The 25,924-nt window shown below is 67.8% G+C and carries 21 protein-coding genes; 11 read left to right on the top strand and 10 right to left on the bottom strand.

The features are described 5' to 3' along the window. Positions 1–33: 33 nt before the first annotated feature. The 8 genes from BW38_RS15765 to BW38_RS15730 all read left to right on the top strand — a co-directional run bounded on the left by BW38_RS15765 (position 34) and on the right by BW38_RS15730 (position 10,356). Positions 34–1,230: an MFS transporter gene (locus BW38_RS15765; RefSeq protein ID WP_032975324.1), complete on the top strand. Its 1,197-nt coding sequence runs from the start codon at positions 34–36 to the stop codon at positions 1,228–1,230. Beyond that, on the top strand, positions 1,227–2,420 hold the full coding sequence (locus tag BW38_RS15760) for an isochorismate synthase (RefSeq protein ID WP_032975325.1): 1,194 nt from the start codon (positions 1,227–1,229) through the stop codon (positions 2,418–2,420). The genes BW38_RS15765 and BW38_RS15760 overlap by 4 nt, the downstream gene beginning before the upstream one ends. Next, complete coding sequence (locus BW38_RS15755) at positions 2,417–4,069, top strand: AMP-binding protein (protein ID WP_032975327.1); 1,653 nt, start codon at positions 2,417–2,419, stop codon at positions 4,067–4,069. The genes BW38_RS15760 and BW38_RS15755 overlap by 4 nt, the downstream gene beginning before the upstream one ends. Next, positions 4,069–4,701 (top strand): isochorismatase family protein, encoded by a 633-nt coding sequence (locus BW38_RS15750; protein WP_032975328.1) that lies wholly within the window; start codon positions 4,069–4,071, stop codon positions 4,699–4,701. Before BW38_RS15755 ends, BW38_RS15750 begins: the two co-directional genes overlap by 1 nt. Beyond that, positions 4,701–4,958: a phosphopantetheine-binding protein gene (locus tag BW38_RS15745; RefSeq protein WP_032975329.1), complete on the top strand. Its 258-nt coding sequence runs from the start codon at positions 4,701–4,703 to the stop codon at positions 4,956–4,958. The genes BW38_RS15750 and BW38_RS15745 overlap by 1 nt, the downstream gene beginning before the upstream one ends. Further along, positions 4,955–8,833, top strand: a complete 3,879-nt coding sequence (locus tag BW38_RS15740; protein ID WP_032975330.1) for a non-ribosomal peptide synthetase — start codon at positions 4,955–4,957, stop codon at positions 8,831–8,833. The genes BW38_RS15745 and BW38_RS15740 overlap by 4 nt, the downstream gene beginning before the upstream one ends. After that, positions 8,824–9,588 carry a 2,3-dihydro-2,3-dihydroxybenzoate dehydrogenase gene (locus BW38_RS15735; protein WP_032975332.1) on the top strand — a complete coding sequence of 255 codons (765 nt, stop codon included), beginning with the start codon at positions 8,824–8,826 and terminating at the stop codon, positions 9,586–9,588. Before BW38_RS15740 ends, BW38_RS15735 begins: the two co-directional genes overlap by 10 nt. 324 nt (positions 9,589–9,912) lie before the next feature. Next, complete coding sequence (locus BW38_RS15730) at positions 9,913–10,356, top strand: transposase (RefSeq protein ID WP_032975334.1); 444 nt, start codon at positions 9,913–9,915, stop codon at positions 10,354–10,356. A gap of 178 nt (positions 10,357–10,534) precedes the next feature. On the opposite strand, the gene BW38_RS15725 is transcribed toward BW38_RS15730, so the two are convergent. From BW38_RS15725 to BW38_RS15700, 6 genes are all read right to left on the bottom strand, one after another. Next, a complete protein-coding gene (locus BW38_RS15725; protein WP_032975335.1) occupies positions 10,535–11,995 on the bottom strand; it encodes an esterase-like activity of phytase family protein in 1,461 nt (486 codons plus the stop codon). 22 nt (positions 11,996–12,017) lie between these two features. Beyond that, positions 12,018–14,318: a TonB-dependent receptor gene (locus BW38_RS15720; protein ID WP_032975336.1), complete on the bottom strand. Its 2,301-nt coding sequence runs from the start codon at positions 14,316–14,318 to the stop codon at positions 12,018–12,020. A 279-nt stretch (positions 14,319–14,597) separates the two neighbouring features. Beyond that, positions 14,598–14,975: a DUF2894 domain-containing protein gene (locus tag BW38_RS15715; RefSeq protein ID WP_032975338.1), complete on the bottom strand. Its 378-nt coding sequence runs from the start codon at positions 14,973–14,975 to the stop codon at positions 14,598–14,600. Continuing rightward, positions 14,965–15,624, bottom strand: coding sequence for an OmpA family protein (locus BW38_RS15710; protein ID WP_025874313.1), 660 nt, complete (start codon positions 15,622–15,624; stop codon positions 14,965–14,967). The genes BW38_RS15715 and BW38_RS15710 overlap by 11 nt, the downstream gene beginning before the upstream one ends. Continuing rightward, on the bottom strand, positions 15,621–17,885 hold the full coding sequence (locus BW38_RS15705; RefSeq protein ID WP_032975339.1) for a DUF802 domain-containing protein: 2,265 nt from the start codon (positions 17,883–17,885) through the stop codon (positions 15,621–15,623). The genes BW38_RS15710 and BW38_RS15705 overlap by 4 nt, the downstream gene beginning before the upstream one ends. 10 nt (positions 17,886–17,895) lie before the next feature. Further along, entirely contained in the window at positions 17,896–18,549 is a 654-nt protein-coding gene (locus BW38_RS15700; protein WP_032975341.1) for a DUF3348 family protein, read from the bottom strand. Positions 18,550–18,693: 144 nt separating this feature from the next. Here BW38_RS15700 and BW38_RS15695 point away from each other — a divergent pair, with 144 nt between their 5' ends. The 3 genes from BW38_RS15695 to BW38_RS15690 all read left to right on the top strand — a co-directional run bounded on the left by BW38_RS15695 (position 18,694) and on the right by BW38_RS15690 (position 21,353). Next, the gene (locus BW38_RS15695) at positions 18,694–19,611 is read left to right on the top strand and encodes a M14 family metallocarboxypeptidase (RefSeq protein WP_032975342.1); all 918 of its coding nucleotides are present in this window, start codon (positions 18,694–18,696) and stop codon (positions 19,609–19,611) included. Between the two features lie 91 nt (positions 19,612–19,702). Beyond that, entirely contained in the window at positions 19,703–20,497 is a 795-nt protein-coding gene (locus tag BW38_RS21180) for a hypothetical protein (protein WP_152543279.1), read from the top strand. Positions 20,498–20,789: 292 nt separating this feature from the next. After that, positions 20,790–21,353, top strand: a complete 564-nt coding sequence (locus BW38_RS15690; protein WP_025874323.1) for a fasciclin domain-containing protein — start codon at positions 20,790–20,792, stop codon at positions 21,351–21,353. Positions 21,354–21,428: 75 nt separating this feature from the next. Here BW38_RS15690 and BW38_RS15685 read toward each other — a convergent pair whose 3' ends face one another. From BW38_RS15685 to BW38_RS15670, 4 genes are read right to left on the bottom strand one after another with little or no spacing between them, the layout of a single operon-like run. Further along, positions 21,429–22,868, bottom strand: coding sequence for an efflux transporter outer membrane subunit (locus BW38_RS15685; RefSeq protein WP_032975343.1), 1,440 nt, complete (start codon positions 22,866–22,868; stop codon positions 21,429–21,431). Then, positions 22,865–23,749, bottom strand: coding sequence for a biotin/lipoyl-binding protein (locus BW38_RS15680; RefSeq protein WP_032975344.1), 885 nt, complete (start codon positions 23,747–23,749; stop codon positions 22,865–22,867). The genes BW38_RS15685 and BW38_RS15680 overlap by 4 nt, the downstream gene beginning before the upstream one ends. Beyond that, complete coding sequence (locus tag BW38_RS15675; RefSeq protein WP_032975345.1) at positions 23,746–23,961, bottom strand: DUF1656 domain-containing protein; 216 nt, start codon at positions 23,959–23,961, stop codon at positions 23,746–23,748. The genes BW38_RS15680 and BW38_RS15675 overlap by 4 nt, the downstream gene beginning before the upstream one ends. A gap of 4 nt (positions 23,962–23,965) precedes the next feature. Then, the gene (locus BW38_RS15670; RefSeq protein ID WP_235189907.1) at positions 23,966–25,837 is read right to left on the bottom strand and encodes an FUSC family protein; all 1,872 of its coding nucleotides are present in this window, start codon (positions 25,835–25,837) and stop codon (positions 23,966–23,968) included. Between the last annotated feature and the right edge of the window lie 87 nt (positions 25,838–25,924).

A 25,924-nucleotide genomic window follows, 5' to 3' on the forward strand; every position in this document is an offset into this window, starting at 1 on the left:
CGGCGTTCCCTCCCTGGTTACGGTTGGTGTTCCATGCATTCACGTCCCGTGGTTCCCGGCTTGCCGGCGCTGGTGTTGGCTGCCCTGATCGGCACCATGGCGATGATGTCCTTCGTCGCCGTCATCGGCCCGGTGGTCCGCCTGCTGGGCCTGTCCGAATGGCATGCCGGTCTATCGGTCACGGCCGCAGGCGTGTTGTGGATGCTGGCCGCGCGCCCGTGGGGCCAGCTCAGCGACCGCATCGGCCGCAAGCGCGTGCTGATGCTGGCGATGAGTGCCTACACCGTGGTCTACATCGCGCTGGCGGTGTTCATCGATGTCGCGCTGCAGACAATACCGCCGATGCTGGTCTCGGTGCTGGTGCTGGTCGGTGCGCGTGGCCTGATCGGCCTGTTCTACGCGGCTGTGCCGCCGACCGCTGCCGCGCTGATCGCCGACAAGGCACCCACCGGCCAACGTGCGAAATTCCTCGCCCGCCTGGGCAGCGCCAACGCGCTGGGGATGGTGCTGGGTCCGGCTGCTGCCGGATGGCTTGCCTACAAGAACCTGCCGCTGGCGCTGTACGTGGCTGCGCTGTTGCCGCTGCTCGCGCTGGGCCTGCTGGCCTGGCGCCTGCCGGCCACGCCGACGGTGGCAGCCGCACACAGCCGCAACCGCGTACCACTGTCGCGCCTCGACCGGCGGCTGCGCCTGCCGCAGATGGCCGCGTTCGTGGCGATGGTGTCGGTGACCATCGCCCAGGTCACGGTCGGCTTCTTCGCCATCGATCGCTTCGGCCTGGATGCAGCCGAAGGTGCACGCATGGCCGGCATCGCACTGACTGCAGTCGGCGTGGGCCTGATCCTCGCGCAGGGGCTGGTGATGAAACTGGACGTGCATCCCCGGCGCTGGATCATCCTCGGCGCACTGATCGCAGGCATCGGCTTTGCGTCGGTGGCGGCGGTGCAGCAGACCTGGCAGTTGCCGGCGGCCTACGCGCTTGCAGCGTTCGGCATGGGCTTCGTGTTCCCCTCGTTCCAGGCGTTGGCCGCCGACGCGGTGCAGGCGCACGAACAGGGGGCGGCGGCCGGCACCGTCGCGGCGGCGCAGGGGCTGGGCATGGTGGCCGGGCCGATGCTCGGCACCCTGTTGTATCGCGGCGGCGCCAGCCTGCCTTACCTGCTGGTCGGCGTGCTGCTGCTGGTGCTGTGCGTGCTGGCAGCAGCGTATCGGATGAAGGAGACCCCATGAACGATTCCCTGATGCAGGGCGCGTGGCCGGAGGCTGCGTCGATGCTGCCCGAGCCCACCGCCGAAGCGTCGCTGTTCCTGCTGCGGCAGGCCGATCAGCAGATGCACGCGCGCGGCTGCCGCGCACCCTTGCCGACCGGTGCGCTGGCGACGCTGGCCGAGCGCGTGGCGACGTTCTTCGCGCAGCAGCGCGGTGGGCCGGGCCTGCTGGTCGGCGCGGTGCCGTTCGAGCCGCGCGCCGATGATGCGTTGTACCAGCCCGAGCGCCTGCTGCCGGCATTGCCCGTACAGTCGCAGGCGGCGCCGGCGCTGTCCGGAGCGCTGACTGCCGAGCCCTCGGCGCAGGCGTATGCAGCGGCCGTGGCCGACGCGGTCAGCGCGATGCGCGCGCCGGACCCGGAGCTGCACAAGGTGGTACTGGCGCGCAGCCTGTTGGCGCACACGCAGCAGGCGCTGTCACCGGAAATGCTGCTGGCCCGCCTCGGCACCGATCCTTCGGTGGCGACCTACGCCGTGCCGCTGCCGGTGGACGTTGGCCAGGCGCCGGCATGGCTGGTGGGGGCGACACCGGAGCTGCTGCTGCGCAAACGCGGGGCGCAGGTGCTGTCGCATCCGCTGGCCGGTTCGGCCAGGCGCAGTGCCGATCCGGTTGCGGACGAGCGCGCCGCGCAGGCGTTGCTGGCATCGGCGAAGGATCATGACGAACACCGGCATGTGGTCGACGCCATTGTCGATGGCCTCTCGCCCTGGTGCAGCCATATCGAAGCGCAGCCACGCCCGGTGCTGCACGCCACCGCCAGCATGTGGCATCTGGGTACGCGCATCCACGCCACGCTGAAGGACGCTGCTACGTCGGCGGCGACCCTGCTGGCCGAGCTGCATCCCACCCCGGCCGTCTGCGGTACCCCGCGGCTGCAGGCACTGCAGCGCATCCGTGCGCTGGAACCGGTGCCGCGCGGTTTCTATGCCGGTGCGGTGGGCTGGCTCGATGCGCAGGGGGACGGCGACTGGTATGTGGCGATCCGCTGCGCGCGCCTGCAGGGCACCCAGCTGCGCCTGTATGCCGGCGCCGGCATCGTCGCCGACTCGCAGCCCGAGGCCGAAGTGGCCGAAACCGCCGCCAAGTTTGCTGCCCTGCTGAACGCATTGGGCGTGCAGGACCCGCTGTCCCTGATCGAGGTATCCGCATGACGCCGTCCACCGTTGATTCGCGCCTGCCACTGCAGCAGCAATGGCCTGAAGCGCTGGTCGCGCGCTATCGGGCCGCAGGTCATTGGCGTGGCGAAACCTTCCCGGGTTTCCTGCGCGAACGCGCCGAGCGCCATGCCGATGACATCGCGGTGGTGGCTGGCGATGTGCGCCTGAGCTATGCGCAGCTCTGGCATGAGGCCGGGCGCATCGGCGCCGGGCTGCTGGCGCTGGGCCTGCAACCCGGCGAGCGCGTGCTGGTGCAGCTGGGCAATACGGCCGGTTTCATCGCAACGGTCTGTGGCCTGTTCCGCGCCGGGCTGGTGCCGGTGTACGCGCTGCCGGCACATCGCATCACCGAGCTGGCCCACTTTGCGCGCAAGGCCGAGGCCAGTGCCTACATCAGTACCGATGTCCATGAAGGATTCGATCATCGTGGCCTGGCGCGCGCGCTGCAGGCGGAAGTGCCGGCGGTACGCCACGTGCTGATCGACGGCGATGCGGCCGAGTTCGTCGCGCTGGAATCGCTGCAGGGCGATCGCAGCCAGCTGCCGGCCGATCCCGATCCGCAGTCGGTGGCGTTCCTGCAGATCTCCGGCGGCAGCACCGGGCTGTCAAAGCTCATTCCGCGCACGCACGACGATTACATCTACTCGTTCCGCGCCAGCAACGAAATCTGTGGGATCGACCGCGACAGCGTGTACCTGGTTGCGCTGCCGGCAGCACACAACTTCCCGATGAGCTCGCCGGGTTTCTTCGGTGCGCTGTACGCCGGCGCCCGCGTGGTGCTCAGCCCGGGCCCCGGCCCGGATGCGGCGTTTCCGTTGATCGCGCGCGAGAAGGTGACCTGCTGTGGTCTGGTGCCGCCCCTGGCGCTGCTGTGGGCGCAGGCGGCGGCGACCAGCAGGCACGATCTGTCCAGCCTGCGGGTGCTGCAGGTCGGGGGAGCGAAGCTGGTGCCGGAAGCCGCGCGGCGGGTCATCGATGGCCTCGGTTGCACGTTGCAGCAGGTGTTCGGCATGGCCGAAGGCCTGGTCAACTACACCCGGCTGGATGACCCGCAGGACCTGGTCGTCGCCTGCCAGGGCAGGCCGATCAGCGAGGATGATGAAGTGCGCGTGGTCGACGACCACGACCAGCCCGTTGCCGAAGGCGAGGTCGGTCATCTGCTCACGCGCGGTCCGTACACCATCCGCAGTTACCACAATGACGCGGCGGCCAACGCGCGCTCGTTCACCGACGACGGCTTCTACCGCACCGGCGACCGCGTGCAGCAGCTGCCCGGCGGCTATCTGGTGGTGCAGGGCCGTGCCGGCGACCACATCAACCGGGCGGGCGAGAAGATCTCCGCCGAGGAGATCGAAGACCATCTGCTGGCCCATCCCAGCGTGTTCGACGCCGCCGTGGTCTCCATTCCTGACGACTACCTGGGCGAGCGCAGCTGTGCCTTCGTGATCCAGCAGGGCGAGGCCATCAAGGCGCCGGCGCTGAAGGCGTGGATGCGCGGGCGTGGCCTGGCCGCCTTCAAGGTGCCCGATCAGATTGTTTTCGTGGACAGTTTCGACACTACGGCGGTTGGCAAGATCAGCCGCCGCGAACTGCGCGCGCAGCTGCGCGCGCGTCATCTGCAACAGACAGGAGGAACGCGCTGATGGCGCTGCCCCGCATTACCCCGTATTCCCTGCCGACCGCTGCGGAACTGCCGCAGGCGCGAGGCGCCTGGCGTCCCCAGCGTGATCGTGTTGCCTTGCTGGTACACGACATGCAGCGCTATTTCCTCGCCGCATTCGACGCCGGCAACGCACCGCTGCAGCCGGCGGTGGACAACATCGCGCGCCTGCTGGGACATTGCCGTACGCACGGCATTCCGGTGTTCTACACCGCCCAGCATGGCGACCAGGACCGTCGCGACCGCGGCCTGCAGGCAGACCTGTGGGGCCCGGGCATGGGCCGGCGTGCCGACCACGAGCCGATCATCGACGCACTCGCGCCGCAGCCGGGCGGGCATGTGCTGGTCAAGCACCGCTACAGCGCGTTCCAGCGCAGCAATCTGGAAACGCTGATGCGCGTGCGCGGCCGCGACCAGTTGCTGATCACCGGCGTCTACGCGCACATCGGATGCACCGCGACGGCGGTGGAGGCGTTCCAGCGTGACATCGAGACGTTCATCGCTGCCGATGCCGTGGCCGATTTCTCGCGTGCCGACCATGACCAGGCGCTGCACTGGATCGCCCGCACGTGCGGCGTACCGATGACCACCGACCAGCTGCTGGAGGCAATGTGATGAACGCGACGACCGAAACCTTGACCCTGGAGCGCATGCGCGCCGACGTCGCCCGCGTGCTGGACTGCCACGCGGCTGACATCGGCGATGATGACAACCTGATCGATCTGGATCTGGATTCGATGCGCATGCTGGGGCTGGTGCTGGCCTGGGGCAACACCGGGCTGCCACTGGAGTTCGCGCAGCTGGCTGAGCACACCACGCTGCGCCAGTGGTGGGCGGTGGTGCAGCAGCTGCAGGCCGCGCAGACGTCATGAGCGGATCGCCGCTGCCGCTGACCGAGGCGCAGGCAGGGCTGTGGTTTGCCCAGCGGCTGGCACCGCAGAATCCTGCATTCAATACCGCGCACGCGGTGTGGATCGAGGGTTCGCTGGATGTGCCGGCGTTCATCGCTGCCGCCAACCAGGCCGCCGTCGAGGCCGAGGCGCTGGCGTTGCGTTTCGCCGAGGCCGAGGACGGCCAGCCCGTGCAGTGGCACGAGCCCGCGCGGGTGCCATTGCTGCAGCTGCGCGATGTCGCCGCGGCCGATGATCCGCAGCAGACGGCGCGCGCGGCGATGCTGGCTGACCGCTGCAGCGCGGTCGACCCGACCCGCGACCGGCTGAGCCAGCAGGTGCTGTTCGACCTGGGTGGCCAGCGCTGGGCCTGGTACCTGCGCGTGCATCACCTGGCCACCGATGGCTATGGCATGGCGCTGTTCACTGACCGCGTCTGCGCCCTGTATGCGGGGCGCACCGGTAGTGCGCTGCCAGGGTTGGCGGGCGTGCTGGCCGATGATGCCAGCTACCGCAGTGATGCGCGCCGCGACGTCGACCGGCAGTGGTGGTTGCAGGCGCTGCAGGGCGCCCCGGCCTCCACCGGCCTGGCCGGCACCGCCGCGGCCAGTGACGATGCACTGCGCTGGGTGCAGCCGGTGGACCCCGCCTTGCGCAAGCGCCTGCTGCAGGTCTCGGCATCGTGGCTGCAGCCGTGGCCGGATGTGCTTGCCGCGTTGGCCGCCGAGTATGTGCGTCGCATGAGCGCGTCCGAGGAAGTCGTGCTCGGGGTGCCGTACATGGCGCGGCTTGGCAACGCGGCGGCGCGGGTGCCGGCGATGGTGATGAACGTGCTGCCGCTGCGGGTGGCGGGCGGCGAGGGCGGTGTCGAGGAATTCTGCGGGCGCATCGGGCGCCAGCTCAGCCAGAGCCGCAAGCATGGGCGCTACCGTGGCGAACAGCTGCGTCGTGACCTCGGCCTGGTCGGTGCACAGCACCGTCTGCATGGGCCGTTGATCAATGTACAGCCGTTCTACAAGCCGCTGGCGCTGCCGGGTGTGCAGGCCTCACTGGAAGTGCTGAGCACCGGCCCGGTTGACGACCTGACACTGGGCTTCCGTGGCGATGGACAGACCCTGCTGGATCTGGAGATTGAAGCAAACCCGGCCCTTTATGGCCTGGATGACATGAAGGCGCATGCCCGGCGGCTGCTGCATTTCGTGTCGGCCGCGCTGCTGGCCGAAGACATCGCGACGGTGCCACTGGCCACGCCGGAAGAATCGAAGCAGGTCGTGCATGGCTTCAATGCCACCACGCATGCGCTGCCTGACACCACCCTGGCCGAACTGCTGCAGCAGGGCATGGACCGCGATCCGTCGGCAGCGGCGCTGGTGTTCGGCGATACGACGCTGGACCATGCTGCGCTGGAGGCGCGCAGCTTCGCCCTGGCCGCGCAGCTGCGCTCGCTGGGCGTGGGCCCGGGCACGGTCGTTGCCGTAGCGCTGCCGCGTTCGCTGGAACTGGTGGTTGCGTTGCTGGCGGTGCTGCGTGCAGGCGGCGCGTACCTGCCACTGGACCTTGCCCATCCCGCGGAGCGCCTGGCGCGCATCCTGGCGTCGGCGCAACCGGTCTGCGTATTGGCAGAGGCCGGCGTGCAATCCCGTCTTTCAGATGTGCCGGTGCTGCCGCCGGAGCAGTGGACCGACGTGAGCTTTGCCGCACCCTGGCCGGGCCCGATGGGCGACGATGCGGCCTATGTGATCTATACCTCCGGTTCGACCGGCGAGCCCAAGGGCGTGGTGATCGAACATCGCGCCATCGTCAATCGCCTGCTGTGGATGCGCGAGCACTATGGCATGGGTGCCGACGACCGGATTCTGCAGAAGACCCCGGCAACGTTCGACGTATCGGTCTGGGAATTCTTCCTGCCACTGCTGTGCGGCGCGACGCTGGTGTTGGCGGGGCCGGACGCACACCGCGACCCGACCGAGCTGGCGCGATTGATCCGCGTCCATGGTGTCACCACCGCACATTTCGTACCGTCGATGCTGGATGCGTTCCTGGCTGCACCGGCCTCACAGGACCTGCGGCTGCGGCGCGTGTTCACCAGTGGCGAGGCGCTGGATGCCGCACTGCGCGACCGCTTCCATGCGCGGGTACATGCCGAACTGCACAACCTCTACGGGCCGACCGAAGCGGCAGTGGATGTGAGCTGGTGGCCGGCGTCGGCCGACGACCGCTCGCGCCCGGTGCCGATCGGTTTCCCGGTCTGGAACACCCGCCTGTATGTGCTGGACGCACGGATGCAGCCCGTGCCGGTGGGCGTGGCCGGTGACCTGTACCTCGGCGGTGTGCAGTTGGCACGCGGCTATCTCGGCCGCCACGACCTGACGGCCGAGCGCTTCCTGGCGGATCCGTTCCTGCCGGGTGAGCGCATCTACCGCACCGGCGACGTGGCACGCTGGCGGGGCGACGGTGCTGTCGAGTACCTGGGGCGCAGCGACCATCAGGTAAAGCTGCGCGGCCTGCGCATCGAACTTGGCGAGATTGAAGCAGCGTTGCGCGAGCTGCCTGGAATGGACCGGGTGGAAGTGCTGTTGCGCGATGATCTACCCGGCGAGGCGCGGCTGGTCGCCTATGTGCCGACGGCGCTGCTCGATGCAGCGGCGCTGCGCAGCCATCTGCTAGCGCGGGTGCCGGACTACATGGTGCCGTCTGCGTTCGTGGGCGTGGATCATTGGCCGGTGACCGCCAATGGCAAACTGGACCGGTCTGCGCTGCCGAAACCACGGCAGCAAGAGGCCGCCGGGCAGGCGCCGCGCACGCCGCTGGAGCAGGAACTGGCCGGGCTGTTTGCACAGGCGCTGGGGCGTGAACTGCCGGTGGCGGTTGATGTGGATTTCTTCAGCATCGGAGGCGACTCCCTGTCGGCCGTGCACCTGCTGCTGGCCATCGAGCAGCGCTGGCGTTGCGAGCTGGGGCTGGGTGCGCTGTTCGCGCAACCGACCGTAGCCGCGCTGGCGGCACGCATTGCCGAGCCGCCCGCACGCGCCGATCACGCGCTGGGGCCGGTGATTGCGCTGTCGGCATCCGACGAGGCAACCGCAGCCCCCCTGTTCGTGCTGCACCCGGCAGGCGGCATTGCCTGGAACTATCGCGCACTGGCCCGGGCGCTGCAGCCAACGCGCGCGGTGTACGGGCTTCAGTCACCCGCGCTCGACCCCACGCAACCGCTGCCAGGCAGCATCGAGGCCATGGCCAATGACTATGTGCAGCGGGTGATCACGCTGCAGCCACAGGGGCCGATCCATCTGCTGGGCTGGTCGGTGGGGGGCATCCTCGCGCAGGCGATGGCCGTGCGCCTGCACGACATCGGCCGCGAGGTCGGCGAACTGGTGCTGCTCGATGCCTATCCCAGCGAATGCTGGCGTGCCGAACCGGAGCCCGACCCGATCGCGGCGCTGCGGGCGCTGTTGGCCATCGCCGGGCATGACCCGGACGCGCATCCGGAACTGGACGATCGCGAGCGCATCCTCGCCTTCCTGCGGCGCGGCGGCAGCGCGCTGGGCAGCCTGCCCCAGGTGGTGCTCGACGGCGTGGTACGGGCGGTGACCGGAACCAATCGACTGATCCGCGAACACCAGCACCGACCCTTCGTCGGAACGCTGGCGCATGTGCGGGCCGGACGCGATCATCAGGCACGGCCGCAGTTGCAGTCCGCGCTGTGGAAGGCACATGCGCTGCAGGTGGATGCCATCGAGCTGCCGTTCCTGCACGCCGAACTGACCGGGCGTGATGCGGTGGCGCAGCTGGCACCGTGGTTGTCGGCGCGGCTGCAGCAGTGGGACAGGCAACAGGAGAGTGCAACATGCAGCTGACGGGTTTTGAAGGGAATGTGGCGCTGGTGACCGGCGCAGCCGGCGGTATCGGTGCGGCGCTGGTGGGGCAACTGCTGGACGCAGGGTGCCGGGTCGTGGCAACCGATCGCGAGCGACCTGCGCTGGCAGCCGACGATGGTCGCGTGCAGGCTTTCGCACTGGACGTCACCGACGGCGCGGCCGTGGACGCGCTGGTAAACCAGGTGGAAGCCACGGTGGGACCGATCATGTTGGCGGCCAGCGTGGCGGGCGTGCTGCATGTCGGCGAGGTCGTGGACACCCGTGACGCGGATTGGCGCAGGGTGTTCGCGGTCAATGCCGATGGTGTGTTCCATGTGGGCCGCGCACTGGCACGGGTGATGTCGCCGCGCCGGCAAGGCGCCATCGTGACCGTCAGTTCCAACGCGGCGGGCGTGCCACGGCATGGCATGGCCGCCTATGCCGCCTCGAAGGCGGCGGCGACGATGTTCACCCGTTGCCTGGGCCTGGAGCTTGCACCGTTGGGCATCCGTTGCAACATCGTTGCGCCGGGCTCCACGCTGACCCCGATGCAGACCGGCATGTGGGAAGACGAGCAGGGCGCGGCACGGGTGATCGCCGGCAATCCGGCCACCTACAAGGCGGGCATCCCCTTGCGCAAGCTGGCCACGCCGGAGGACATCGCGCAGGCGGTGATGTTCCTGCTGTCCGAGCAGGCCGGGCACGTGGCGATGAGTGACCTGTACGTGGATGGTGGCGCCACGCTGCGCGGGTGACGGGGCCGGGCACACCGCCGGGCGGGGTTCATGGGTTGCCGGCCAGCGGCCGGCACTACCACGGGGCAGGCCCGATGGGCTTGTGCGTTGGCATGGGTTGCCGGCCAGCGGCCGGCACTACCATGGGGCAGGCGCGATGGGCTTGTGCGTTGGCTTGGGTTGCCGGCCAGCAGCCGGCACTACCACGGGGCGGACGTGACGGGCTTTTGCGTTGGGTAGTGCCGGCCGCTGGCCGGCAACCCCAGCAGACTGTCAGCAACATCCTCATGGAATCTCGCGCTGTTCCCCGACAGCCAGCGAGGTCTGCCTGATCCACGATGGGCCATGAGCAGCGATCTCCTGCGCCACGGGCGGCGCTCCATCATCGGTCAGGTATATGTGCTGACCACGACAACATGCCAGCGCCGCCGACGCTTTGAATGCGGCGCTACCGCAGGCTGCGTCTCCAGCCAGTTTGAGGAACTGGAGCGACAAGGCCTGGTCCAGTCACTGGCATGGGTGGTGATGCCGGATCATGTGCATTGGATGTTGCGACTGCGTGCGTCGGAGCTGTCGGGCATCGCCCGCCGGTTCAAATCATCCAGCGCGTTGGCCTTGAATCGGCTGGTCGGTCGCCGCGGCGTGGTCTGGCAGTCCGGGTACTTCGATCATGCGGTCAGGGCAGAGGAATCGTTGCATCGCCAGGCTCTGTATATCCTGGGAAATCCCATTCGAGCGGGCCTGGCCAGGGAGATTGGCCAGTATCCCTATGCGTGGTCGATCTGGTAGTGCCGGCCGCTGGCCGGCAACCAGGCGGTGTTTCCGGAGATTCATGAGGCTGCCGGCCAGCGGCCGGCACTACCATGGGGCAGGCGCGCGGGTTTTTCCTGTCGGGTAGTGCCGGCCGCTGGCCGGCAACCAGGCGGTGCGTCCGGAGGTTCACGAAGTTGCCGGCCAGCGGCCGGCACTACGGCAGGGTGAGCCGATACACCAGCACCCGGTTGTCGTTGTCGTACGCACTGTCGCAGTGCTCGCCCTGCATGCGGCAGTTGCGGGCGGTGAAGTCGTTGTCGTTGCCGATCAGCAGCAGTACGTCGTTCGGGTGCTCTGGATCAAGCGCCGGCAAGACGTCCATTGCTTCCCACTTCTCCGACAGCAATCCCGGGTGAGGGCCACGTCCTGTATCCAGGTCCAGCCCGGCCCGGGCCAGCTGCGGCCGGTCGAGCAGGTTCAGCACCTCTTTGACGTTGGCGGGCACGATGCCGGTCTTCAACATGGCGTCAGCGGGATCGGCCAGCACCGATGCCGTGCCGGTCTCATAGGCCGTGCCCACCAGATTGGAGGCCTGCGCCACGTTCACCAGCAGCACCGATTTATAGACGATCGGGTCGTCGCCCTCCTTGCCCAGTCCATTGCCATCGCGCGCCAGCATCAGGAAACGCTCGTTGTCCAGCGCACGCAGCTCGCTCTGTGCAGCGGTACGGTCGAGCTTGCCTTTGCCGTCGTGGGCGTAGGCGGGCAGGATCATCACATGGTGGCCCACCGGTTGCGTCGGCGTCGGGTTGGCAGACACGTCGTAGACCAGTACGCGGGTGTTGATGCGGCCGGCGGCATTGCCCGCCGTGCTGTCCTGCATCAGCGCGCTCTGCAGGGCAACGAACAGCCGTGTGCCGTCGGGCGACAGGCCCATGCCTTCCACGCCCTGGTTGTTGCGGCGCCCGGTCTGCGGCGGAGCCAATGATCCAAAGGCAGGCTTGCCATCACGTTGTGGCTGGATCGCCTGCGGCGGCACGATCACGCCCTGCAGCTGGCCCTGTGCGTTGAAGTAATAGACGTTGGCGGTGTACTCGTCGCCGATGTAGAAGTGGCCGTCCGCAGTGAACTGCAGCGATTCGGCATCAAGTGCGACCTTGCCGGCCCCCGCGCCCACGGCGGGGGAGGGCAGCACCACGCCACGCTGGATGATGGTGTGATCACCGGGGTCGGCACCGGTGAATGGCTGGCCGTTGTAGTCCTTCAGCACCAGCCCCTTTTCCGGCTTCATCGTCAGCGTGCCGAAGCTCTCTGGCTTGTCCGCGGGCCAGTCGATGCGCAGCTGCATGCGCTCCAGGCGACCGGCGTAGTCGTAGAACAGGCCGGCTTCCGGATCGTTGCGACCGCGGTCGGGCAGGGTCCACAGCACCCCTTCATAGCCACGCGCGGTACGCCGCCACGTGCCCGGCTGTACCGCCAACGACGAGAACGAGCCCAGCGTATCGCCGAGGAAGTCCACGGTGCCGGCCGGCAATCGTCCGGCGGCGACCAATCCCTTGTCCACGTAAGTGAAGCTGGCCACGTCCACCGCGCGTGGTGGCATGCCGCGGGCTTCATGCGGTGCGTTGTAGCCGCTGACCGAGAGCGCGGCCAACAGCAGGGCAGTAGCGGACATCAATGGACTCCTCGGCCGGCGATCAGAAACGGATGTCGATGGTACCGAACACCTGGCGAGGTGCCGACGCATGGAACACATACAGCTTGCCGGCCGGGTCGCTGGGTGCGAACACGCTCGAGTCCAGGTTGCTGGCGTAGCGCTTGTCACCCACGTTGGTCACGTTCAGCGACAGGCGCATGCCCTTGGCGAAGCCAACCTGACCGAAATCGTAGCCACCGGCCAGGTCGAACACGGTGAAGCCACCAAAGCCCTGGTCGTTGGTATAGGTGTAGAAGCGTTCGCCGGTGTACTTGCCGCGCAGGCTGGCGAACCAGCCGTTGTCGCGCCAGGTGATTTCGGTGGCCAGCAGCTGCTTGGGCGTGTCGGTCTGGATCTTGCCCTTGATCTGCTGCTCGACGCCGGCCTGCGTGTAGTTGGAGGCATATGTCGAGCGGTTCAGCGACGCCGAGGTGTACCAGCTGAAGTGCTCGTTCGGTGTCCACAGCACGGTCAGTTCAGCACCGCGGCTGTCGACGCCGCCGACATTGTAGAAACGGTTGCCGCAGGTGGGGCCGACCGGCTGCCGCGAATCGCAGGGGTTGTACTGCAGCAGGCGATTGTCAAAGCGCACGCTGTAGGCAGCGACCGATGCCTGCAACGTATCGGTGACGAAGCGATAGCCCGCCTCCAGCGAGCGTGATTCTTCCGGCTTCAGGTTGCCCTGCGCGTTCCAGGTGGCCTGGCTGACCGCCTGTGGGCCAAGTTTGAAGCCGCCCTGGAACATGGCGATGTTCTCGGCGTAGCTGGCGAACACTTCGTGATGCTCGCTGAGGCGGAAGTTGGCACCCACGCTGGGCAGGAAATTCCTGCTGGCCTTCAGCGAACCGGTGGCGAACTGGTTGTTCGAGCTCGGCAGGATCGGTGTCTTCGCATCGCCCGGCAGCACCTGCGCATCGGAGGTGGCGTGCGGGCTCTTGGCGCCGAACTCCAGGGTCAGGCGGTCATCGAGCAGGCGCCAGGTGTCCTTCAGGAAGAACTGGTGGGTCCTCCAGCGCGTACGCTGGGCGAACACGCCCACATCCGAGGGCAGGGTGTTCATGCCGCTGAGGTCGCGTGGACCGTCCACCGCCGTCTGGTAGCGTTCGGCGCTGCTGGTGTTGCGTTCGTACCAGACGCCACCTTCGAGGCGGTGTGCGCCCAGCTCCCAATCGAAGTACAGCGTGCCGCCATCGCGGTCGATGGTGTAGATGGTGTTGCGGAAGATGATCGGGATTTCCTGCGCGGTGCCTTTGTTGGACCACGCACCGCTGTTCCAGTTGTGGCCTTCGCCGCGGTCATCGTGGTGGTAGGCCAGTGCCCGCAAGCTGAAGCCATCGGCCAGGAAGAAATCACCGGCCAGGTAGTACAGGTTGTCATCGCGCAGGATCTGCCCGGCGGTGAATGCGCCGTCGGCGTCCTTGTCCGGACCGCTGTTGTCGCACTTCTTCGCGTTGAGGCTGGCGGTGTTGCAGTAGGCCTTGGCCACGGCCTTGTTCCAGTCCGGTGCGTAGCCGCCCCAGTCCCAGCCCAGGCCGCGGGACATCTCGTCCTTGGACAGGTAGAAGTAGTCCGCCTGGCTGGTCCGCGAAGTGTCGACGAAACCTGTGATCTGGCCGCTGCCGAAGTTCCACACGCCCTTCGCGTTGAACTGCTTGGTAGTGGATTTGTTGTACGCGGTCTGGTCGTTCCACAGGTCCGAGACCGCGTTCATGCCCGATACGTAGCCGGAGAATCCGTTGTACTCGCCGCTGTCCACGCGCACGAAGGTGCGACGGTTGGCATCGCTGCCGATGGTCTGCACCACGCGGCCGCCCAGTTCCTGCGCTGGGCCGTCGGAGGTATAGGAAATGGTGCCGCCGAGGTTGCTGGTGGACGGCGTGCCGAGGCTGCCGATGCCCACCGCCAGTTCGGCGCCCGCCATGTTCTCGCTGATCAGCGCACGGTTGATGGTCAGGCCGTTGTAGTTGTTGTACGCACCATCGCCCAGCGGCACGCCGTCCAGCGTGTAGCCCAGGCGGGTGGAGTTGAAACCGCGCAGGCTCAGGGTCATCGACTGTTCGTTGGTGCCCAGCGCGTCGGCCGACTGCGCGTTGACGCCGGGCAGCAGGTTGAGCGTCTTCTGCAGGCTGGTACCCGGCGGCAGGATGTCCAGATTCTCGCGGGTGATGCGCTGCACCTGGCGCGCCTCGCCACTGCCGATGACTGAAACCGCATCGAGTTCGGTGGCCGACGGCGCCTGCTGCGCCCACGCGGTCGGTGCAAGGGCCAGGGACAACGCAGCAGCCAACAGGGTCTTGGTCATGGAACAGGCACTCAGGCAAGCGCGAGCCGCCGCATGGAAGCGGAGCTCAGGCAGATGAAAGGGGAAACACGCGATGCGATCACGGGCGCCTTGGGCGCCGCGCGATCAACGTGAAAATGGTGCGCTAGACAGATGACTGTCTGGTGACATGGTCATCGAACCCCGTGCCACGGGTAGATGCCAACCTTGGTTGGCATGCGGCGCTGCGGACCGCTGCGTTGTGTTGTCGAGAGGCGCCAACCAAGGTTGGCATCTACCGGAGTGGCAGCGTCGACGGGATCAACCCGCGTTGCGCGGCTTGCGTGTGCGTTTGGGTTTTGCTGCATCAGCGCCGCTGGCGGCACCATCCTGCAACGCCTGCAGCCACGACAGCGTATCGACATAGTCGATGAAGTGGCGCAGATACCCGGGGCTGGTCGCCTGCATCGTGTCCAGCATGCGCTGCACCAGCACCGCCGAGTTCAGCGGGCCACCATCCGCCGGGGCTTCGGTGCGCAGCGAGCGGCGCACCTGCAGTTCGCTGCGCAGCTCGGACCACTCGCGGCGCACGTCGTCCAGCATCGGCACCTGCGGGTAGTGCAGCAGCGATCGCGACCCGCTGTCGAGGTCGCGCACCAGGGCACGCAATCCCTCCAAAGGCGAGGGCTCAGCTGCCATTGCCGTTTTTCTCGCCTGGCGCAGCAGCCTTGGGCTTGGGAATCGGCGCGATCTCCACACGGCGGTTGCGCGCGCGACCATCTTCGTTGGCATTGGAGCTGACCGGCTGCTCGCTGCCGAACGCGGCGGCGAACACCGCATCGGCCGGTACGCCGTCGGCGATCAGGGTACGGGTGACCGTCAGCGAGCGCTGCGCGGACAGCTCCCAGTTGTCGGCAAAACGGCGGTTGCCTTCCCGCACCGGTGCGTCATCGGTGAAACCGCTGACCATCAGGATCTCTTCGCGCGTGCCGAGATAGGCCGCCAGCGGCGCGGCCAGGCTGCGCAGCAGTTCCTGGCCTTCCGGCTGCAGCTGGTCGGAGTTCAGCGCGAACAGCACGCTGCCGCTGATGCCGATGCGGCCATTCACCAGCGTCACCCGGCCGGCGGCGAGCGGGCCAGCCAGCGCCTGTTCCAGCGTCTGCAGGCGCTTGGCTTCGGCCTGGCGCTGCTTGACCTCCTGGTCCAGGCGCTGCGACAACTCCAGCTGCACGGCGACCACGCCGACCAGGATCAGCACGAACGCGCCCAGCAGCACCGACATCAGATCGCCGAATGCCGCCCAGATCGGGGCGTGTGAGCCGCCGTCGACCTCCAGCTCGTCGCTCATGCGCTGCCGGCCTTGCCGCGGCGCGCGGCCAGCTGCTGCAGTTCTTCCATCACCTGCTTCTGTGACAGCAGGCTGAGGTCGACCACCTCGCGCGCCTGCGCCACGTAGTACGCCAACTGCTCATCGCTGCGCGCCAGCGAGGCGTCCAGCGCACCGCCAATCTGCTCCAGGCGCCCGGAGAGCTCTGCCGAAGCGGTGCCGAACTGCTCGACGGCAGCGCCGAAGGTGCCGGCCAGCTGGCCCACTTCACCGGCACTGCCATTGAGCAACGTGGCGATGCCATCGAGCTTGCCGGTCTCGGCCGCGATATGGTCGCTGAAACGGCTACCGACGCGTTCCAGCAGTTCGGCCGAGCCTCCGACCAGTGCATCGACAGCGGTGCGCTGCTCGTGCGAGGCGTGGTTGATCGCGTCCAGCAGGGTCTGCACGGTGGCCAGCAGGTGGCCGCGTTCTTCCAGCATCCTGTTGTCGCGCACCAGGCTTTCGGACAGGGTGCTGCGCAGTTCGTTGATGACCTCGGCGGCGGCCTTCGGTGCCGCGGCCGCAGTCTGCAGCAGGGTGGACACTTCGGCCAGCGTGGCGCTGGCCTGGGCACGGCCGTTCTCGCCGATCTGCTGCGCGGTCTGTGCCAACGTGTCGCAGACCTGCTGCTGCTGTTCGGCAAGGCGCTGGCCATCGGCCTGCAGGCGCTCGGCCAGATCGGCCGAAACGCTCTGCAACGCATCGCTCCAGCGCTGCAGGCGCTGTTCGTCGCCTGCCAGCAGCTGGGCCTGCAACGCCGCGTGCGCCTGCTGCAGCTCGGTACTTACCGCGTCCCAACGCAGCTGGCGCTGCTGTTCGCGTGCATCCAGGCCCGCCTGCAGTTCGGCATGCGCCGTGGCGGTGGCGGCCTGTGCGGCCTGCCAATCCTGCAGGCGCTGTTGTTCGTGTTCCTGCAGCAGCGACTGGCCGGCGGCGTGGCGCTCATCCAGGGCATGCAGCAGCGCCTGCGCACGGTCATCCAGGTGGCTGCTGGCATGCTGCAGCGCCTGCTGCTGGCGCTCGACCAGTTCACTGTTCAATGCATGCTGCTGTTCGGCAGCAGCGCGCCAGGCCTCGGCGTTGCTGCTGGCATCGGCCTGCAGGCGCTCGCCGATGCGTGCCACCAGGGCTTCACCCTGCGTGCTCTGGCCTTCGCTGAAGGACTGCAGATGCTGGCGCAGTTCGGCAACCAGCGCCTGCTGCGCGCCGGTCTGCTCGGCCACTACCCTGGCCCAGCTCGCTTCGGTCGCCACGCGGCTGCGCTCGAAGCCCTCGGCCAGACCATTCAACTGCTGCTGCACGGCCTGTTCGACACGCGAATGCAGCGCCTGGCCGTGGCTGGCCAGACCGGCCAAGGTGGTTTCGGCCATCGGTTGCAGTGCGCCACCAATGGCCGCAGCACTGGCTTCGGCCCCCTCGCGCAGCGACTGCTGCAGCGAGGTTGCCAGGCGTTCCTGCAACGCCTGGCTCTGCGTCAGGAACTCGGCCTGACCGGCCAGCAGGCGCTCATTGGCGGCCGCGCTGTGCTGTTCGAAGGTGCTGGTCATCGCCTGCAGGCGATCGATCAGCGTAGGCAGCGCCGCAGACTGCGACTGCAGCAGGCGCAGCGACTCGGCACGCTGCCAGGCTTGCGAATACGGATGCAGGTCAGTGGCGATGGCGCGGTCCAGCTGCTGCACCACCTGCAGGCGGTCGCGGCGCAGCAGTGCCGACAGCAGGCCCAGCATGGCCGAGCTGGCCACGCCGGCGATGGACGTGCCGAAGGCCACCGCCAGCCCCTGCACTGGCGAGGCCAGCGAGCCGCGGATGGCCGCCATGTCGGTGGCGCTCTGCAGCGCCAGGCCGGTGCCGCGCAGGGTGTCCATCATGCCCAGCAGCGTGCCGAGCATGCCCAGCAGCACCAGCAGGCCTACCAGATAGGGCGTCAGCACCGGCGAGGGCAGGGCGGTGCGTTCGCCTTCCACGCGCAGGCGCACGGCATTGCGCAGGCCCAGCGGCAAACGCTCCAGCCACGGTGCCAGGCTTTCCTTGGCCAGCGAAAGGTCAGCCAGTGCGGCGCGCAGGCCATTGCTGGCCTGCCGGTAGCGGTACAGCTCCACGCCACCGGCGATGTAGCAGGCTGCGATGATCGCTGCCACGGCTGCACCCAGCGGGTGCACCGAGACATAGCCGACGCCAATCCAGCACACGGCCAGCAGGCCAGCAAGGAAGACAAGGACGTGGAAAACAGTTCTGGACATGGTGTTCCGGTCAGTGTGAGCGCAGGGCGGCAAGCAGCCCCTGGATCGGGTGGAAGCGCAGTTGCAGCTCGGCGAGCAGCAGCGTGCGCATGTCGTGGCGGAAGGACGCGCGCCAGCCGGGCTGGCCGTGCACGCGTTCGAATCGGGCACCCAGCACCGCCGGGGCGGTGGCGAGCAGGCTGTGCTCGCGCGGGCTCAAGGTCTGCTCCATCACCGCATCGACCTCGGCCAGCCGCGCCAGCTCCGGTGACGCCTGCACCAGCTGGTCGCGCAGGCGGCCGCGCAGGCGGCCGGTAGCGGTCTGGATGGCCTGCTGCAGCACCCGGTAGCGCTGCCGCAACGAAGCGAAGTTCGGCGCGGCGGCGGCCTCGGCCAGGTCCAGCAGGCGCTCGGCCTCGGCATCCTCGCTCAGCGAAGCCAACAGGCTCGCTTCGGCCTGGGCGCAATCGGCCAGCAGATCATCCAGCGCTTCGGCGGCCTCGGCCGGTTCAGCCAGGCGGCCATCCAGCGCCCCGGCAAGGGCCACGGCACGGCTCCAGTCCACCCACTGGCCGAGGCGATCGGTCAGGGCGGGACTGGAGGCCGGCATCGCGCCGTCGCTGAGACGGGCGAGCAGACGGAGGAAGTCCGGTCCATCCACGACCGGCTGCGCTGCGTTCGCCATCAAGGGGGTGGGGGCCAAAAACCGTTGATTTTACAACCAGATGAGGCCGGCCGTATGAAGGCGGGGGCGAGGGGCAGCACCGATCGGGCCACAAGGCTTAAAATGGTCGGCTGTACCACCGCACCCCGACTTCTGGAGCTTGAGATGACCGTTGCGCAGTTCTACCCGATCGGCACCCCCGGACAGCCCTGGGGCGACGCCGAACGCGCGCAGTGGCGGGCCCGCCAGCAGCGACAGCGCAGCTACCACGAAGACGTGGTGACCGCGCTGGAACGGCTGGACGAGCGCTTCGACGTGGTGCAGTACGGCCAATTGGACTACGCCCCGGACCACTACCCGCTGTTTGCGGTGGTGAACCACGACTGGAACCCGGCCCTGCCGACCGCGCTGGTCACCGGCGGCGTGCATGGCTACGAAACCAGCGGCGTGCATGGCGCCCTGCAGTTCCTGGAGCAGCACGCCGAGCGTTACCTGGGCCGCTTCAACCTGATCGTGGCCCCGTGCGTGAGCCCGTGGGGCTATGAGCGCATCCAGCGCTGGAACCCCATCGCCATCGATCCCAACCGCAGCTTCCGTGACGGCGGCCTGATCGAGGAAGCCGCCTCGCTGATGCGCTGGGTGGCCGAACGCAAGGCCAACATCCGGGTCCACCTGGACCTGCACGAGACCACCGACAGCGATCTGCACGAGTTCGACCCGGCCCGCTGCGCCCGCGACGGCAAGCCGTTCGAGCGCGACACCATTCCCGATGGCTTCTATGTGATCGGCAACAGCGAAGACCCGCAGCACGAATTCCAGAAGGCGCTGATCGCCGCGGTGGCCCCGATCACCCACATTGCCCCGGCCGATGCCGAAGGCAATCTGGTGGGCATGCCGCTGCAGTCGTTGGGCGTGGTGTGGGGCGAGTCGCGTTCCATTGGTGCATGTGCCGGCTTCACCGATGCGCTGTATGCCACCACCACCGAGGTGTACCCGGACAGCCCGCGCACCAACCCGCAGGAATGCAACGACGCCCAGGTGGCGGCGGTGTGCGCGGGGTTGGATTTCGCTCTGGCCAACTGATCGAGTACCGCATTGCGGCGCCGAGCCTTTGCTCGGCCGCTGCAGTGCGCAGCCGGGCCAGTCAGCTCCTTCTGCCCGCTGACGACGACTGTTGGACGCGTCGACCAAGCCGGGCACCGACGCCAGCGGGCAACCGCGCAGAGGTGCCGTCTTCGCCACGAGCATGGCTTCACGGCCCGCGAGCGATGCAATCGCGATGATGTTCTCTCCAGCGAAGCTGCGTGAGACACCATCGGGAATGCTCCAGAATCTGCTTCACCTTGCACCTCTGATCACCGCCGCCATGACCTGCGTAACGGCGCTGATCTGGGTGGTCTATCTGAGCGTGTTCCTGCGCAGCTACCGCCGCCAGCAACGGCCATCCATTCTGATCACCTCCGGTGCGGGCAAGCATCTGGATGCGCACTGTTTTGTGACCAACCTTGGGTTGGAGCCGGTGTATCTGCTGGATGTGGTCATCGATCTGATCGAGCCGGGCGGCAAGGTCGTCCGCGCAGTCATTCCCGAGCGCACTGAACATTGGAACAACGCTGTCCCCGGAGAGGAGGAGGACATCCGGCGCGCCACCAACGTGGGGCCGCTCAGCAGCGGCGGAGAACGCGACCTGGGCCGCTTCCGCACGCTCATCGACCGTGCCGGCACTGAGAACCCGGACATCAAGGCGGATATCGCCTTCACCAGCCTGGAGGTGTCCGTCGTCATCGTGACCGCCAGCCAGGCCGAGCTCTGTGGCGCCTCGCGCTGCTACCACATCGACCACACCGTGGAAGGCGCGCCCTGCCTCATGGCCAAGACCATCAAGGCCAAGCAACTGCAGGGCTGGTTGGCACGCAGGACCCTGACACGTCTGTTGAGTGCCCAGCTCAGGGCCAGCGGCGAAAGCTGAAGCACCGCCCCTCTGCTTGGACAGCCGATCGCGGCAACTCTCCGCTCTTCAGCGCATCACGATCCCGTGAACATCCTCACGACGCGGCACGCACCTTGTTGAACCGTTCACTGCCCCGGCGCCAGGCGATGCATCCGGCCATCGGCTTGCGGCGTATGCCCTCATGCACGCAACGCTTCTTCCCTGCTGCTACGGACGCCCTGCATTCCCGCATGGCTGCAAGGTGGTGCAGTGACGGCAGCGAACGCTGCGCATTTCCCAGCCCGGTTGGGCTATCAACGAGGACACGAACATGCGTACCCAGATCCAGCGCCTGACCCTTGCCGCCACCGTCGCGGTTGCCTGCGCAACTGCCCCGGCCGCCTTTGCCGCCGACAACCCGATGGTGGGTGGCGTGCCGATGTACGCGAACAAGACCATTGTCGAAAACGCCTCCACCGCCCAGAACCTGAGCACCTTGGTGACTGCCGTGAAGGCGGCCGGGCTTGTCGACACGCTCAGCGGCAAGGGTCCTTTCACCGTATTTGCTCCCGACAACCAGGCTTTCGCCAAGCTGCCCGCAGGCACCGTGGAAACGCTGCTGAAGCCTGAAAACAAGGCCAAGCTGACCCAGGTCCTGACCTATCACGTGGTGCCGGGCACCTACACCTCCACCCAGCTGACCGCAGCAGCGCGCAGCCACGGTGGCAGCAGCACGCTGAAAACGGTGCAGGGTGAAGCGCTGACGGTGAAGCTGCAGGATGGCAAGGTCTGGGTGGTCGACGCCAAAGGCGGCAAGTCTGCGGTGACCACCGCCGACGTGAGGCAGTCCAATGGCGTGGTGCATGTGGTCGATTCGGTGCTGATGCCGAAGTAAGCCCAGGGCCGCAACATCGATGGCAGTGCGGGAGCGGCTGGTTTCACAGGCCAGCCGCTCACGATTGAGCGCGGTTCAGCGATCAAGCGCGTCGGGCGTTGTGCCTGCCGCCGCCCAGCCCCCACCCAGCGCCAGGAACAGATCCACCTGACGGTCCCCCAGCTGCGCGCGCGATGCTGCCAGGGCAGACTCTGCATCGGCCAGCGCAGCCTCGGCAGACAGCACGTCGATGAAGTCGATCCTGCCGAACCGGTACAACTGCCCGGCCTGGTCGCTCGCATGTGCCGCGTCGTCGCGGGCGAGGGCAAGGCTGTGCTCGCGATCGATCTCCTGTGCGTAGGCCGACAGCGCGGTTTCTGTCTGCCGCAGCGCGTCCAGCACCACGCCATCGAACGATGCCAGCCTGGCATCGGCGTTGGCGCCGGCCGCATCGATCCGCGCCCGGGTTGCGCGGCGGTTCGGCCAGCGCCACGACAGCAGCGGCCCGAAGGACGCGCCGAGGCTGTCGCTGCTCAGCAGCTGCTTGAATGAACCTGCCGTGCCGGCGGACGCGCCGATGCTCACCTGTGGGTACAGGGCTGCCGTTTCCACGCCGATCATCGCGGTGGCGGCCGCCAGGCTGCGCTCGGCCGCGCGGACATCCGGGCGGCGCTGGATCAGCTGGCCACCGTCGCCGACCGGAACCGGTTGCTGCAGGCGCGGCGGTTGTTGGCAGTTGGCGACGTCCTGCGGATAGTCGGCCGGTACGCGTCCCATCAGCGCCGCCAGCGCGAACAGGGCCGCCTGCCGTTCGGCAACCAGATGCGGCACCGCCGCCGCACTGCGGTTGGCCGCCGCGCGTGCCCGGCTGACGTCGAACTCGGTTCCGCGTCCGCCGGCCGCCAAGCGCGTGGTGGCGTCCAACGTAGCGCGCTGCGTAGCGAGCACCCGCTGCGTCGCCGCCAGGGTGAGGTTGGTCGAACAGATGCCGACATAAGCGCGGGTGACAGCGGCGGCGACCACCACCCGCACCTGGTCACGTGCTGCAGCGACAGCCTCTGCATCGGCGCTGCCAGCTTCGATACCGCGGCGGATGCCACCTGCCAGATCCAGTGGGTAGGACAGGTGGATGCCGAGCGCATACACCTGCGGTGGCGAGGTGGGTGAGGTATATCCCCCGGCATGGGCCAGCGTGGCCGATGCATCTGCGTCGGTGCTTACCGAGCCCTCGGCCTGGTACTGCAGCACCATCGCCGTGGCGCGGCGCAGGTTGGCATCAGCCGCGCGCAGATCGGTGTTGGCTCGCAGTGCTTCGCTGACGTAAGCATCGAGTCGTGGATCATCGTACAGCTGCCACCAGCGGTCCGGCAGCTCCGCCTGTGCGTAGGCCGCCTGGTGGCTCGATACGAATGCGCGGCGGGCTGCCGGGGCGGCGGCAACCGCATTGGCCGGCAGCGTGTAGTCCGGGCCGGACACGCAGCCGGCCAGCGACAGCGCACAGGCGAGCACGCCCACGCGTGATGCCGTGCCGATCACTTGCAGGCTCCCTGCGCGCGCGGCGTGATGGTCACGCTGGCGGTCCTGCCGACGATCAGGCGCGTATCCGGTGCCACGTCGTCCAAGTGGATGCGCACCGGTATCCGCTGCGCCAGCCGCACCCAGGTATACGTTGACGCAACCGATGGCAGCAGGTTGTGGGTGCTCGCGCGCTGATCGTCGGCAATGCCGGCGGCGATGCTCTCCACATGCCCATGCACGTCGCGGCCATCGCCCATCAGGCGGGCGACAGCGGCATCGCCTTCGTTGATGCAGTTGAGCTTGGTTTCTTCGAAATAGCCTTCGACCCGGAGGCTGGCGCCGTCGATCAGCGCCAGCGCCTGGGCACCCGGCTGCAGGAAGTCGCCCGGGTGCAGGTCGAGGTTGGTGACGATGCCATCGGCGCTGGCGCGCACTTCGGTGCGCTGCACGTTCAGCAGCGCCACCCGCCGCTCCGCTCGGGCCTGTGCAAGGCCGGCCACTTCGGTATCGACCTTGGCGGCATTGCGCTCCCGCGTTTCCGAAGCCACCAGGTTGCCCAGCGCGATGTCCCGCTTCGATTCACGGCGGGCAAGGGCAAGCGTGGCCTGCGCGCTGTTCACCGCGGCATCGGCCTTGTCCAGCGCGGCGGCGTAGCGCGGCTGGTCCAGCACCAGCAGCAGCTGCCCGGCTTTCACCCGCTGGTTGTCCTGCACCAGCACCTGGGTGACCAGCCCGCCCATGTCCGACGCCACGCGGATCACGTCCGCCCGTACGCGGCCGTCGCGCGTCCACGGCTGCGCTTCGTAGCGGTTCCACAGGGACAGGGCCGCGATGACGGCAACGACGAACAGGCAGAGCGTTGCGCTCCAGCGGCCAATGACACTCAACAGGTGCTTCATTTCAGGTTCTCAAGCAGGGGCGCGAGCTGGATCAGCAGCTCCGCCAGGATCACGAACAGCGAAAGGCCCACCAGCGGGCGATAGGCGAACAGTCGGTACAGGCCGAGGCTTGCCAATAACCGCGAGGCCATCATCGACAGCGCCAGCGCGATGAGTGCCACCGCCAGCAGCCCGGGAACGAAGACGCCGTCAATGGAGATATCGGAAAACATCGACTCAGTCCCCATGTACGATCAACGGAGCGATCAGGTCACGGCGCAGGCCGCAAAGCAGCGCAAGAACAGGCTTGGATGCGCCGTTGCTGCCAGCGATGATCACCTCGCGTGTGCGCTCGAGTGATTCCAGCACCGGCGTATCCACTGTGCGGCATGTGGAGGTACGGATACGGAAGTGGGCCGACGCGCTGTGCAGCAACTGGGCCAGGCAGTCGTGGCTGCGGCGATCATTCAACGCCCCGCCAATTACGCGAAGTTCGGCCACGGCACTGGCCGCGCGCATGTCCGCAAACAGCGTCCGCAACGTGGGGGCTGCATCCGGATGGCCGCGCAGGCGAGGGGCAAGCAGCGCAAGCCGATCCACCATGCGGCTTGTCCAGTCGCTGGCATTTCGCACCTGCCCGGCGGCGCGGCGTGCGATGTCCCGTCGGATCACATCCTGCAGGCGCGCGCGGCTGCGATTGCTGTCCAGCGTCTGCAACAGCGACATGCTGCACAGCGCCGCCGCCGTACCCACGAACAGCGCGACGCTGCTGTTGAGCGCGCCCGCGATGTGGGTGGCATTGGTGGCGCCCAACCCGGCGATGAGGGGGAAGGTGAGCACTACCCCCAATGCGCCCATGATGAACGGCGGGCGGGCGAGGAACGAGCCACACACCAGCAGTGCCGGCGCCAGTGCCATGGCCAGGCCGACGAAATCGGACAGACCCGGAAAGATCAACAGCGCGTAGAACAGCCCGATGACCACGCCGATGGTCGACCCGATCAGATAGCGCATGACATGCCCGGCAGGTGCCTCGGTGGTCCCGAACAACACGCAGGCCGTGCCGATGATGGAGACGGCGGTTGCACCATCGGACCACGCGGTAATGATCCACAGCGCGCAGGCCAGTACGATGCCAACGAAGGCACCCAAGGCGCTGCGCAGGGCGATCCGGTGGTCACGATGCAGCACATGACCGCTCGCCTTCCTGGCAAGGTGCGCGGGCACATGCAGGCGCCAGGCCGGGCGGGCGGCGTGCAGCTGCTCTTCCAGCAGCCGGCAGTCGTGATGCGCAGCATCGAGTTCGGCCTGACCTGCGCAGAGATCTGCACGCATCAATTCCTGCCAAGTGGTGTGCGCCGTGCCAGCGGGCTGCGCGCGCAACTGGGCCAGTGATTCGTCCACGGCGCTGGACAGCATCAGCACATCGAGCATCCGGTCATGCAGTGCGCGCAGGATCTGCACCTGGGCGACGCCGTGCACACTGTCGAACGGCAGGTGGATGGACAGCGTGTGCAGGTCGAGGAGGTCCGCGGCTACCTTGGAGCGATCCGCAGCCAGTACCGTTTCGTTTGCGCCAGCGCGCATGTCCCGCGTCCAGCGCTCCGCATCGGCGAGGATCGATGCGACGCGCGCGTGCACACGCGGCGAGACCCGGCGTGGCCACAGCAGGCCATGGACCAGCGTCGCCGCAAGAATGCCGATGGAGATTTCCTGCACGCGGGTGATGGCGATGGTGAAGACGTCATCGGGCACCATCACCGCCGGGAAACCAATCAGGCTGGTGGTGTACCCGGCCAGCAGGAAGGCGTACGCATGCGGTGTGCGGTCGAGCATGGCCAAATACAGGCACAGGCCCATCCAGGCGGCCAGTACCACGCCCAACACCATCGGCGCGTTGGCGAACCGCGGCACCAGCAGCACCGTAGCAACCGCACCGCCGACCGTTCCCAGCAGCCGGAACAGGCCACGGCTGAGTGTCGCGCCGGACATCGGCTGCGACACCAGGTAGACAGTGCCGATCACCCAGAACGGGCGGGTCAGGCCGATGCGCAGCGAGACATACAGCCCGAGGATGGCGGCGAGCAGGCATTTGAGCGAGAACAGCACCGCTTCGCGGTCGACCTTCAATGCGGGCGACGTCAACAGCGCGATGGGGCGCAAAAGCCAAGGGCGGGTGGGGGCGGGGATGTGCAT

It is taken from the genome of Stenotrophomonas sp. RIT309, from assembly GCF_000632045.1.
Classification (GTDB): domain Bacteria; phylum Pseudomonadota; class Gammaproteobacteria; order Xanthomonadales; family Xanthomonadaceae; genus Stenotrophomonas; species Stenotrophomonas indicatrix.